We start from the raw sequence: 12,158 nt of genomic DNA, 5'->3' as shown, positions 1-12,158 counted from the left end.
GCCGTCCTCGATGAGGTGGGTGATGTGCGAGCGGCGAAACGAATGCAGATCCAGTCCGGCCGGCAGATCCAGTTCGTCGCAGTAGCGCCGGAAGCGGCGCAGCAGGGTGGTCTCAGCGATCAGGCTGCCGCGCTCGCTGGGGAACAGGTCAATGCTGTCGTCGATATACGGTTGGCCGTGGGTGAGCCAGTCGGCGATGACTTCGGGTGTCCAGTCGAACACCGTGAACACGGTGCGCCGCTTCGGCGGTGAGCCTTTTTTGGCCTTGCCGTACCGGATCAGAACCGCGCCATAGCGCCCGAATTCGGCGGCGTGCGGATTGCGCGAGAAGTCGACGGTCTGCAGGTGTCGCAGTTCATTGAAGCGCAGCCCGTAGGAGTAGGCCACCTTGAACATCACCGAGTCGCGGTAAGCCGGCAGCCAGCCCTTCTTACGGGCATTGGCAATCAGGGACACTTGCTCGTCGGCATGATCGAAGAAGTCCTGCAGCTCCTTTTTGGTGAAGGGCCGCTTGAGCGGATTCTGCTCGTTGTCTTGGACGTGGGCAGCGGTGTTCCACTCGAAGAACACTTGCGCAGGGTGAGTGCCGAAGCGCTGCTCGCATACCCGATCCCAGCCGTAGTCCGGATCAGCGATGTACGAGCAGAACAACCGTAGGCCGTTCTGGTAGCCGCGCACGGTCGATTGCGCCCGGCCTTTGATGCCGCGCAGATCGGCGAAGAACTCTTCAACCATCGCCGGTGTCCAGGCCCAGGGGTACTCGTTGCAGTGGTCGATGAAGCGGCGCACCAGGGCGATGCGCTTGCTGATGGTCTCGTGGTCGAGGTTGCGGCACAGTTGCTGGTTGCGCCAGCCGTCGAGCATGTCCTCGACGGTTTGGGCCTCCGGATGCAGCAGCGGAACTGACCCGACCAGAACCACGCGACCGCTCTTGTCGACGGGCAATTCAGCCTCCCAGGACGTCTCATCTGATGCATCATTGAATCATCTAATGAATCATTACCACATCGCCGCAGGTAGGTCCATCGCAAAACGAACGTTCGCCGATGCGTGTCGCGGCGGCCAGCCGGAGAGGGGGTCATGCATACTCGTTCGCATCCACCGAAAACCCCTGGTGTCCAGGCTGTTTCATCCATGGGTACCGGGTCGGTAGGCGAGAGTCACACGATTGCTGCGTGATTCATCGGATGAAAATGCAGTGATTTAGTTGACATAATGTCGCTTATCGGCATAATGCTGACCAGCGCGAAGCGGCTAGCGCGTCGCGTCGGGCGAAAAACGAGCCCCCGCAACCCCGTGACCACTGCGAAAGCCGCGGAACGCTCTGTAAGAAACCTGCCGTCGGTGTACGCGTGCCAGTCCCGCGATGAACTAGCTCTGTGATCGCTAAACGAACGCATCCCACGACATCGCAGCGCAGGCCCATTGAGTGATCCTCGGCCTCGCATGCCCGACCGGCCTTTACCGCCACCATTGCGTCACAGTGACGAATTGCTTTGTGGCGGCTGCACATGAGGCCCGCACCAATGCGCGGCCACCGCGGGCCAGATTCCCGTCCTTGTCGCTACATGAACCGACGCACGGATCTGATCACGCGACGAACGGTTGGCCAGGCAGTTGCTCCCGGCATAATCGGCAAACCGGCGTGCACCGCCCCGGTCCACGCCGGCTGCCACATCTAGAACACTGCCGCGCTCGGCAAAACTACTCGCCGCAGCGGCGATGCGCTACTCCGGCGGCGGCGCCACCGGCTGGCACGAATTGGCTCCCGGATTCCACCAGTTGCCGGCACCGCAATCAGGCGGCGCCACCGGCTGGCACGAATTGGCCCCGGGATTCCACCAGTTGCCAGGGCCGCAATCCGGGGGCGGCGGCGCCACCGGCTGACACGCATTGGCTCCCGGATTCCACCAGTTACCGGCACCGCAATCCGGGGGCTGGGCGGAGGCCACGCCGGGCGATACCGATGCCACGTACGCCATGGGTCCTAATGCCACCGCCACGGCGCACACGACGCGACGAACGAACACACTCATCGAGCCCTCCCATCGCAAGCGTCCAGACTTTAGCTGGGCGTGAGTTTAAACCGACTACCCATTCCGGCGGCCCGGCAATCACTACCCCGAATTTGTCCGCGCCGGCCGAGTCGCCCCCGCCCGGTGAGTGGCACCCGGGCCGCCCAATTCGTCACCGTGACGATTGCGTTAGGCGGTGGATGACACCGTGGCTCGCCAGGCTTCGACTCCTTCGTCAACCGCAGCGACCGTTGCGAGATGTCCGATGGCGACGAGACATGACGCGGAAGGGGCACCGAGTCGCGCTTGCGGACCGAAACCCGGCCGCCATATCCCCTTCCCCACTTCCCACTCCTATGGCCTAATTACGTCACTGTGACGAATTTCCTTGCAGCGCAGCCCTATTGAGATGGCAACGGCGTCACGTCGAAAGGCGAACCATCGGAACGGGCACCGCGACGGACCATCAATTGCGATCTCAGGCCGCGTGCGCCGGGAAGTACATCTCTTGTTTCACCGTGCACACCAGCTCGCCTGTACGGTTGAACATCGTCCCACTCGCCAGCGCCAGCGAACCGGCGCTACTCGGCGACGAGCGGTCGTAGAGAAGCCAATCCGACACGGCCGCCGGAGCGTGGAACCACACCGAATGGTCACGCTGAGCCGATGCCCCGACACCACCGCGTGCCGTGTATGCCGGCTCGGTCAACGTCACCGCCGACAGGTAGGCCACCAGGCTGGCGGTCAGGACTGGATCGTCGGGAACTTGCCCGTCGGGTCGCCACCACATCGACGCGCGTGCGGGTGGAGCGACCTCGGTGTCGATGATCCGGCGTTCGAACCAGCGCAGGCTGGCCCAGCGCCCTTGGGTGCCTTCGTCGGACTCCGCTAAATGCGGGGTAACCCACGGCAGGGACTCTGGGCTCGGAGCCGCTGGCATGGGCGGCTGGTAAACGACGTGCGCGGGCGCGGAATCGGCGACTTTGAACGACGACATCGCTTCCATCAGAATCTTGCCATCTTGGCGTGCGGTGACCCGCCGCGCCGAAAACGTCCGGCCCTCTTGCAGGTCGACAACTTCGAAATCAACCGGCCGACGCGAGTCGCCCGGCCGCAGGAAGTACGTGTGGACGCTGTGCGGCGCTCGACCCGGCGCGGTGTGGCTTGCCGCCAACAACGCCTGAGCCGAGATATGCCCACCGAGAATATGATTGGCGGGCGCGGGAAGCTGCTGCCCGACGAAGAGCCACTGGTCGACTCGGTCGAGCTCCAAGGTGGCGAGCACGTCGCCCAGCGAAGAAGACATCAAGGCGTATCTTGCCGCATCATCGCTCACCCGCTGAGCCGCCGGTACCGTTGAAGACGCCGCAATGCCGGCGCCGGCGCCGGCCCCGACGCCGGCTGCAGCGCGTTGTCGAGGCGCGCGCGTACGGCGGGGATGTCGAGATGCATCCCGATCGCCACCAGGCAATTGGCCATGGACCCCGGCGGTGCTTTCGCGATGTGTATTGCGCTACCCACCAGGTTGACGACATATTCGCGGACGGTAGTCCGGTTCCGCACCGCCACAATGCCTTTCATCCTGAACACCTGCGGAGGCGGCTGTTCGAGAAGATCGACCAGGGCGTCGGGGTCGATACAACCAGCGCCGGCCACCGTGACCGCATCAGCATGGACGTGGTCATGCTCGTGCTCGGGCACCAAGTCCAGGAACGAGAGCTGGCCAACCTGTCCGGACGTGCCAGACGCGTCGAAGAGCAGCTCCGGGTCGATCCGGCCACCCGATGTGCCCACGACATGAATGTGCGGGTTCCGTTGCGTCGCACGCTGTGTGACGCGCTGCACCACAGCCGACCTCTCGCAGTCAGGCACTTGGTCGAGCTTGTTGACAACGATCAGCGACGCCGCACCATAGCGGACCGGCGGTAGCGTCCCGGAGTCGACGGTGTCGAAATGGTTCACCGCATCGACGACATCCACGAGTCCCCCCGGCCGGACCCCCCGTATCTCGCTGAAACCGATGATCCGCCCGATCGCCACGGGGTCGGCCAGACCACTGGCCTCGACGACGATGGCATCAAGGCGCCGGGCCGGATCCGCGAGTTTGACGAGTGCGTCGTCGAGCCCACCGCCATCGGGCAGGCAACAGATGCATCCGCCGGCGATCGAGGCCGGTTCGTCGACCTGACCGGCCACCAGAGAAGCGTCGATGTTGATGTCGCCGAAATCATTGACCACGACACCGATTCGGGTGCCGGGATAGCGCAACAAGTGGTTGAGCAGCGTCGTCTTGCCGGCGCCGAGATGACCGGTGAGCGCGATGACGGGTATCGCAGCCAATGCCCTACCTTCCGCACCGACATCCGGACGTCCGATGCTAACCGGCGCCATATCACGGTCGGATCGTGCCCCGCGGCACAGGGAGATACTCACGCCCCGGAGCGTAATAGAGCAGACGCTCTGTTATGGTGGCTACATGCCGCGGCCTCGCCTACATGATCCCGACGCCGTACTCGACGCCGTCGAGGACCTGGTCGCGCGGTCGGGCCCGAGCGCGGTGACCATCCGGGCGGTCGGCGCGGCCGTGGGTGTCTCCAACGGCGCTGTGTACCACACGTTCACATCGCGGGGCGGGCTGATGGGCCAGGCTTGGCTGCGGGCTGGCCGGCGTTTCCTGGCGGTACAGACGGCACTTGTCGACGACGCCGCGACCGGTACCGACCCGGGCGGTCCCAGCGAAGCGGTGGTGGCCGCCGCCGACGCGCCGGTGGTTTTCACTGAGCATTATCCCGGCTCATCGACGCTGTTGTTGCGTGTGCGCCGCGAGGAAGTACTCGCCGACGATGTCCCCGACGACATTGCCGACGAATTGCGACGCCTCGACGAACTTCTCGTCGATTTGATGGTGCGGCTTGCGGTCGCGGTGTGGGAGCGCAAGGACGCGGCGGCGGTGGACACGATAACCAGCTGCGTCGTCGACCTGCCCACCGCATTGCTGCTTCGGCGAGACCGCCTCGGAAGCGCCACAGCGCGAGCGCATCTGCGCGCGGCCGTGCGCGCCGTGCTGGAGATCGGACCTCCCGCCGCGCGGCAACGACGCGGCTGACCGATGAGAACCATGAAAGAAAGTCAGGGGAACACATGGCTGTAAAACTGGATTACGACGACAAGATCGCCATCATCCGGCTGGGCGACGATGAGAACCGTTTCTCCCCAGCATTTTTGGATGACGTTGAGGCCGCGCTCGATCAGGTCATCTCGGATGGCGCCCTGGGGCTGGTCACCACCGCCGGCGGAAAGTTCTACTCTAACGGGCTGGATCTGGACTGGCTGAGCGCCCACACCGACCGGGGACCGTGGTACATCAATCGGGTGCACCGGCTGCTCGCGCGCGTGCTGACGCTGTCCGTTCCCACCGCCGCCGCCGTGGTCGGTCACGCGTTCGGTGCCGGAGCAATGCTGGCGATCGCGCACGACTTTCGCGCCATGCGCGACGATCGCGGGTACTTCTGTTTTCCCGAGGTCGACATCCGCATTCCGTTCAACCCGGGCATGGCCGCGCTCATCCAGTCCAAACTCACTCCTCGCGCCGCGGTGGCCTCGATGACTACGGGCCGTCGGTTCAGCGGGCCCGACGCAGCACAATTCGGCATCGTCGACGTCGTCTGTCCGGCGGACGCGGTCACCGGCACGGCCGTCGACCAGATTCGCCCATTGGGAGGCAAGGACCCGGGCACGCTCGGAGCGATCAAACAGACGATGTTCGGTCACGTCGTGCGCGCACTGACCGACAGCGACGAGGCGCTCTGAAACGGGCTGTGCCGCTTGGCCAATGCGTCCGCAGCCGGGCGCGACCCGTGACGACGCGAATGCCGCTGAAACTGGTTCAAATTCCCACGCATGGACATTACCTCCGTCCTGTATGGTCAGCATGTCTGCCGGCGCGAGGGAACAGAGGCATCCGATGGCAAACGGCCTTCCCGATAACGCCTACACGTCGCCCCATGTCTTGGACCCCGGTCTTCGCAAAGTGGCTCGATTCCTGCCCCGGGGTTACGCCTTGCACCGCGGTCTGAAGCTGCAGCGCGCCATCATGAACCTGATGGGCAACGCCGGCCGCATCCGCACCGTGCCGGTGGCCGCGGTCAATGAGCACGTCAGCGTGCGTCTGCACCGGCCGGCCGGCCTTCCCGACCGCGCGCCGGCGCTGTTGTGGATCCACGGCGGCGGCACCATCATGGGTCACGCCGCCCAGGACGATAAGTACCTCCGCCTGCTGTCTCAGCGCACCGGCGTCGCGATCGCGGCGGTGGAACACCGGTTGGCGCCCGAACACCCCTACCCGATACCGGTCGAGGACTGTTATGCGGCTTTGCTCTGGCTGGCGCGCCAGCCGTGGGTGGACCCGGATCGCGTCGCCGTCGGCGGCGCCAGCGCCGGTGGGAATTTCGCCGCCGCGGTGGCGCAGCGGGCACACGACCGCGACAACGTCAAAATCGCCTTCCAAATGCTGGTGTATCCGATGCTCGACGATCGCACCGGCGCCAGGCGAGACGGGCCCAAGCGGATCATGTGGACCGAATCCGACAACCAATTGGCCTGGCAGTGGTACCTCGACGGGGCCGACCCCGAAGAGGCGGCACCGGCGCGCCGGAAGGATTTGTCGGGCTTGCCGCCCGCCTGGATCGGCGTCGGAACGCTGGACCTCTTCTACTCCGAGAGCCTCGAGTATGCGCGGCGGTTGCGTGAAGCGGGCGTGCCGGTGCAGGAGGAGATCGTTCCGGGGGCGTTTCACGCCTTCGACCAGATCGCCGACAAGGCGGTGATCTCGGCGAAGTTCTTCGAGAGTCAATGCGACTATTTGCGGGGCGCCCTCGCCCCCAGCGGATGACTCGCCCGAACCCGGCTCTTGTACCGCCGCGGCTGGTCCAATGATGTTGCGCCAGAACGACGATGGCGCGATGTGCCGAAAGCCCGGAACGTAGTTGCTTCCGCCGTCAGGCGTGCCGTCCGACCGTCAACATGGCACCTTTTGACTGCAAACTGTGCACAACGTGCAACTATATGGGTATGGCCAATCCCCTAGGGCTACGCGAGCGCCGTCGCCGCCAGACGAGCGCCGACATCCGCGACGCCGCCGTGCGCCTCACGCTGGAACGGGGATTCGACAAGGTCACGGTCGACGAAATCTGCGCCGAAGCCGGAGTGTCGACCCGCACGTTCTTCAATTACTTCCCCAACAAGGAGTCCGCTCTCGCCTACGGCCCCTCAGACATCCCCGCCGAGCTGGCCGAGGATTTCGTCGCCGCCGGACCCGCCCCCTATTCGGTCGTCCTGGCAGAGCTGATCACCCTGGCGGCACACCACCTGCGCGACGTGCCACCTCGGCGCGAACACGCAGCTCACATGCTCGAACTCGCCAAGACGTCGCCCGCCGTTCTGGCGGCATTCCTCGCCGATCTGGAACGATTCCAGAACCAGTTGACCGACATCATCGTCCGCCGCCAGGCGATGCAACCCGATGACGAGATGGCCGCGCTGATTTCCGCGCTGGCGCTGACGGCGGTGCGGTCGGGCCTCGAGCGGTGGGCAAGCGGCGAGGCGAGTGAAAAAGCCGACACGCCGATGCCCTATGTTGAACGTGCCGCCGCGCTGGTGAACAGCATCTTCACGAAGTGATTTGAAACACCAGCAGCAAATGTTGCATACACTGCAAGATATGCACATCATGTACTATGCGCTGGTGGCGGTGCCCGGGGAGGCTGCAGCAACAAGGTGAGCCGGGTGTCGCCGCCGGGGACGTCAGCAGTGGGGATGGGTGACTTTCACCGCATTTGACGGTCTTGCGCACGAACCAAAGCAATCGACGTAATTCGTTGTTGATCGGTGCGACTTGTGGGCACTCACCTGGCCACGACCTCCAGTCGCGCAAACGCTGATCCGTGTCACGTCCGCGTGATGAGGAAGGGATCACCTAGGTGCAGATATCGAGATTTGTGCGCAACGCCTGGCTGCCGCTGTTGATCGTCGCGGTGGTGCTGGTCGGCGGGTTTGCCGTCGTTCGGGTCAAGTCGTTCTTCAGCGCGCACGACACGGGCGTCATGACCAGCCCGCGACTCGATGAGTCCAAGCCGTTCAAGCCCAAGGTCGTCAAATACGAAGTCTTCGGCTCGGCCAGCTACGCGAACGTGAACTACCTGGATCTGGCCGCCGACCCGAAGCGAATCGACGGCGCACCTCTGCCGTGGACGCTGGTCCTGAGCACCACCGCCCCTTCGGTCTTCCCGAACCTTTCGGCACAAAGCGACGGCAACTCCCTCGGTTGCCGCATCACCATCGATGACGAAGTCAAGGACGAGAACATCACCCACGGCGTACACGCCCTGACCTTCTGCTTGGTGAAATCCGCATGAGCACAACGTTCAACGACGCCCGCACCGACACCATCCCCGTCGTCGACGAACCGGTGCGAGACAAGATCCCGCGGCTCATCCGGACATTCGCCGTACCGATCATCCTGGGCTGGATCGCGATCATCGCGGTGCTCAACGTCTCCGTCCCCCAGCTGGAGGAGGTCGGCAAGATGCGCTCGGTGTCGATGGCACCGGATGACGCGCAGTCGGTGGTCGCGACCAAGCGCATGGGCGCGATCTTCAACGAGTACAAGTCCAACAGCTCGGTGATGATCGTCCTCGAGGGACAGAATCCGCTGGGCGCGGACGCGCACGCCTACTACGACGAGGTCGTCAAGAAGCTCGACGCCGACACCAAACACGTTGAACACGTACAAGATATGTGGAGCGATCCACTCACCGGAGCGGGCGCGCAGAGCAACGACGGCAAGGCCGCCTACGTCCAGGTCTACCTCGCCGGTAACCAGGGCGAGGCCCTGGCCAACGAGTCGGTGGAATCGGTCCAACACATTGTCAAGAGCGTGACCCCACCCAAAGGGGTGAAGGCCTACGTCACCGGTCCCGCGGCGTTGTCGGCGGACCAGCACGAGGCCGGCGACCGCAGCATGCAGCTCATCACCGCGGCCACGTTCACCGTCATCATCGCGATGCTGCTGTTGGTCTATCGCTCCGTCATCACGGTGCTGCTCACGCTGGTGATGGTCGTCCTCGAGCTGTCGGCCGCGCGCGGAATGGTCGCGTTCCTAGGCTATTTCAAGCTCATCGGGCTCTCCACGTTCGCCACGAACCTGTTGGTCACCCTGGGGATCGCGGCCGCCACCGACTACGCGATCTTCTTGATCGGCCGATATCAGGAAGCCCGCTCTATCGGCGAGTCCCGAGTCGATGCGTACTACACGATGTACAAGGGCACCGCGCACGTGGTGCTCGGGTCGGGCTTGACCATCGCCGGTGCTACCTTCTGCCTGCACTTCACCAACCTGCCCTACTTCCAGACGCTGGGTATCCCGCTGGCGATTGGCATGGTGGTCGTCGTCGCGGCGGCGTTGACGCTGGGTCCCGCGGTCATCTCCGTGGTAATCCGCTTCGGTAAGACGCTGGAACCCAAGCGCACGCAACGGATTCGCGGGTGGCGCAAGGTCGGTGCGCTCGTCGTGCGCTGGCCCGGCCCGATCCTGGTGATGACCATCGGGGTGGCGCTGGTGGGTTTGCTGACCCTGCCCGGCTACCGGACCAACTACAACGACCGCAACTACCTACCAACGGACCTGCCGGCCAACGAGGGGTATGCGGCCGCGGATCGGCACTTCTCGCAGGCGCGGATGAACCCCGAGGTGCTGATGATCGAAAGCGACCACGATCTGCGGAATTCAGCGGACTTCTTGGTGATCGACAAGATTGCCAAGACGGTCTTCCGCGTGCCGGGCATCGGGCGCGTGCAGGCGATCACCCGTCCCCAGGGCACGCCGATCGAGCACACGTCGATTCCCTTCCAGATCAGCATGCAGGGCGTCAGCCAGCAGATGAGCCAGAAGTATCAAGAAGATCAGATGGCCGACATGCTGCACCAGGCCGACATGATGCAGACGACCATCGACAGCATGGAAAAGATGTCCAGCATCACCGTGCAGATGGCCAACGACATGCACGTCATGGTCAAGAAGATGCACGACATGACCATCGACATCAACGAATTACGCGACCATATGGCCGATTTCGAGGACTTCTTCCGGCCGATGCGTAGCTACTTCTACTGGGAAAAGCACTGCTATGACATCCCGGCGTGCTGGTCGCTGCGCTCGGTGTTCGACGGCCTCGACGGCATCGACACCATGACCGACGACATCGAGAGCCTGCTACCGGTGATGGACCATCTCGACACCCTGATGCCTCAGATGGTGGCGCTGATGCCGTCCATGATCGAAAACATGAAGGCGATGAAAACGACCATGCTGACCATGTATTCGACCCAGAAGGGTCTGCAGGATCAGCAGAAAGAGGCGCAGAAGAACTCCAGCGCCATGGGTAAAGCGTTCGACGCCTCCAAAAACGACGATTCGTTCTACTTGCCCCCTGAGACCTTCAACAACAAAGAGTTCAAGAAGGGCATGAAGAACTTCATCTCCCCCGACGGGCACGCCGTGCGCTTCATCATCAGCCATGACGGCGATCCGATGTCGCAGGAAGGCATTTCGCACATCGGCGCGATCAAAAAGGCGGCCTACGAGGCGCTGAAGGGCACGCCGCTGGAGGGCTCCAAGATCTACCTCGCGGGCACCGCGTCGATCTACAAAGACCTCAGCGACGGCAACACCTACGACCTGTTGATCGCCGGAATCGCTTCGCTGTGCCTGATTTTCATCATCATGCTGCTCATCACGCGCGGTGTGGTGGCCTCGGCGGTCATCGTGGGAACCGTCTTGCTGTCGCTGGGCGCATCCTTCGGGCTGTCGGTGCTGATCTGGCAGCACCTCATCGGCATCGAGCTGCACTGGATGGTGCTCGCGATGTCGGTGATCATCCTGCTGGCCGTGGGCGCCGACTACAACCTGCTGTTGGTGGCGCGGTTCAAAGAAGAGATCCACGCCGGCCTGAACACGGGCATCATCCGCTCGATGGGCGGCACCGGGTCGGTGGTCACGTCAGCCGGTCTGGTGTTCGCCTTCACGATGATGACGATGGCGGTCAGCGAGCTGACGGTCATCGGCCAAGTGGGTACCACCATCGGCCTGGGTCTGTTATTCGACACCCTGATCGTGCGGTCGCTGATGACACCATCGATTGCGGCGCTGCTGGGCAAGTGGTTCTGGTGGCCACAACACGTACGTCAACGCCCGGTCCCGTCACCATGGCCCCAACCCGCCGCCCAAGAGCGCGAATCGGTCACGGCCGCTACGTAACCCATTTCGTCGCGGTGGAGGGCGGAGCCTACGTAACCCAGTCCGGCTGCGCGTCGGTCTCGACGTTGGAAAAGTCCTTGTGCCCCAGGCCGGCGGTGGTGCCGCCGTCGACGACGAACTCCGAGCCGGTGGAGTAGCTGGACTCGTCGCTGGCCAGATAGACCACGAGGTTGGAGACCTCGACGGGTTGCGCGGCCCGGCCCAGAGCCGTCTGGAAGATGTCGTCGGGGACCCAATCGGTCATTGGGGTCTTGATGAGGCCGGGGTGAATGGAGTTCACCCGGATTCCGCTGGGCCCCAGTTCCAGTGCGGCCGACTTCGTCAGCCCCCGCACCGCGAATTTGGTTGCCGTGTAGCCGTGGCAGGCGATGGTGCCGGCCATCCCCTCGATCGAGGAGATGTTGATGATCGATCCCCGGCCCGCTTCCTTCATCGGCTTCACCACGGCACGGATCCCGAGAAACACTCCGGTCAGATTGATGTCGAGAATGCGCTGCCACTCCGAGAGCGCGTAGTCCTCCAGGGTGCCGATGTTGATGATGCCCGCGTTGTTGACCAGCACGTCGATGCGGCCGAACTCGCTCAGGGCGGTGGCCACCGCCGCATCCCAATCCTCGGGCCTGGTCACGTCGAGGTGCAGGTAGCGGACCGCGTCACCGACCTCGGCCGCCACCGCCTTGCCCTCGTCGTCGAGGATGTCACCGAACACCACCTTGGCTCCCTCGGCGACCAGCGACCGCACGTGCGATGCGCCCATCCCCCGGGCGCCGCCACTGATGAGGGCGACCTTTCCCGCCAACCGTTCTGCCACTGCGCTTCTCCTGTCGTGT

11 protein-coding genes are annotated in these 12,158 nt (G+C 63.9%); 7 read left to right on the top strand and 4 right to left on the bottom strand.

From position 1 onward, the window contains the following. On the bottom strand, positions 1–945 hold a 945-nt coding region (locus JF781_RS18780), incomplete at its 3' end, for a site-specific integrase (protein ID WP_225341290.1). Between the two features lie 777 nt (positions 946–1,722). Between JF781_RS18780 and JF781_RS18775 the strand changes: the two genes are divergently transcribed. Then, entirely contained in the window at positions 1,723–1,887 is a 165-nt protein-coding gene (locus tag JF781_RS18775) for a hypothetical protein (RefSeq protein WP_225326763.1), read from the top strand. Between the two features lie 606 nt (positions 1,888–2,493). Here the strand turns inward: JF781_RS18775 and JF781_RS18770 are convergent. Further along, the gene (locus JF781_RS18770; protein WP_225326764.1) at positions 2,494–3,321 is read right to left on the bottom strand and encodes an acyl-CoA thioesterase II; all 828 of its coding nucleotides are present in this window, start codon (positions 3,319–3,321) and stop codon (positions 2,494–2,496) included. Between the two features lie 26 nt (positions 3,322–3,347). After that, positions 3,348–4,355 carry a GTP-binding protein gene (locus tag JF781_RS18765; RefSeq protein WP_225326765.1) on the bottom strand — a complete coding sequence of 336 codons (1,008 nt, stop codon included), beginning with the start codon at positions 4,353–4,355 and terminating at the stop codon, positions 3,348–3,350. A 136-nt stretch (positions 4,356–4,491) separates the two neighbouring features. Here JF781_RS18765 and JF781_RS18760 point away from each other — a divergent pair, with 136 nt between their 5' ends. The 6 genes from JF781_RS18760 (at position 4,492) to JF781_RS18735 (ending at position 11,328) form a co-directional block, all read left to right on the top strand. After that, complete coding sequence (locus tag JF781_RS18760; protein WP_225326766.1) at positions 4,492–5,121, top strand: TetR/AcrR family transcriptional regulator; 630 nt, start codon at positions 4,492–4,494, stop codon at positions 5,119–5,121. A gap of 35 nt (positions 5,122–5,156) precedes the next feature. Next, a complete protein-coding gene (locus tag JF781_RS18755; protein ID WP_225326767.1) occupies positions 5,157–5,825 on the top strand; it encodes an enoyl-CoA hydratase-related protein in 669 nt (222 codons plus the stop codon). Between the two features lie 154 nt (positions 5,826–5,979). Beyond that, entirely contained in the window at positions 5,980–6,906 is a 927-nt protein-coding gene (locus JF781_RS18750; protein ID WP_225326768.1) for an alpha/beta hydrolase, read from the top strand. 179 nt (positions 6,907–7,085) lie between these two features. Further along, a complete protein-coding gene (locus JF781_RS18745; RefSeq protein WP_225326769.1) occupies positions 7,086–7,694 on the top strand; it encodes a TetR family transcriptional regulator in 609 nt (202 codons plus the stop codon). 299 nt (positions 7,695–7,993) lie between these two features. Then, positions 7,994–8,428, top strand: a complete 435-nt coding sequence (locus JF781_RS18740) for an MmpS family transport accessory protein (protein WP_308011532.1) — start codon at positions 7,994–7,996, stop codon at positions 8,426–8,428. Continuing rightward, a complete protein-coding gene (locus tag JF781_RS18735) occupies positions 8,425–11,328 on the top strand; it encodes an RND family transporter (protein ID WP_225326770.1) in 2,904 nt (967 codons plus the stop codon). Before JF781_RS18740 ends, JF781_RS18735 begins: the two co-directional genes overlap by 4 nt. Before the next feature lie 28 nt (positions 11,329–11,356). Here the strand turns inward: JF781_RS18735 and JF781_RS18730 are convergent, their stop codons facing one another. Then, positions 11,357–12,139, bottom strand: coding sequence for an SDR family oxidoreductase (locus JF781_RS18730; protein WP_225326771.1), 783 nt, complete (start codon positions 12,137–12,139; stop codon positions 11,357–11,359). Positions 12,140–12,158 lie beyond the last annotated feature (19 nt).

Origin of the sequence: Mycobacterium sp. WUMAC-067, from assembly GCF_020217485.1 — a bacterium.
Lineage (GTDB): Bacteria > Actinomycetota > Actinomycetes > Mycobacteriales > Mycobacteriaceae > Mycobacterium.
Note: the sequence above shows the minus strand (reverse complement) of the source record. Positions and strands in the feature narration are given on the sequence as shown.

What these genes read in the sequence shown, in the direction of transcription:
- JF781_RS18755 (WP_225326767.1), top strand. Translation starts at nt 5,157, where the DNA reads ATGGCTGTAAAACTGGATTACGACGACAAGATCGCCATCATCCGGCTG.
- JF781_RS18775 (WP_225326763.1), top strand. Translation starts at nt 1,723, where the DNA reads ATGCGCTACTCCGGCGGCGGCGCCACCGGCTGGCACGAATTGGCTCCC.
- JF781_RS18735 (WP_225326770.1), top strand. Translation starts at nt 8,425, where the DNA reads ATGAGCACAACGTTCAACGACGCCCGCACCGACACCATCCCCGTCGTC.
- JF781_RS18750 (WP_225326768.1), top strand. Translation starts at nt 5,980, where the DNA reads ATGGCAAACGGCCTTCCCGATAACGCCTACACGTCGCCCCATGTCTTG.
- JF781_RS18770 (WP_225326764.1), bottom strand. Translation starts at nt 3,321, where the DNA reads ATGTCTTCTTCGCTGGGCGACGTGCTCGCCACCTTGGAGCTCGACCGA.
- JF781_RS18760 (WP_225326766.1), top strand. Translation starts at nt 4,492, where the DNA reads ATGCCGCGGCCTCGCCTACATGATCCCGACGCCGTACTCGACGCCGTC.
- JF781_RS18745 (WP_225326769.1), top strand. Translation starts at nt 7,086, where the DNA reads ATGGCCAATCCCCTAGGGCTACGCGAGCGCCGTCGCCGCCAGACGAGC.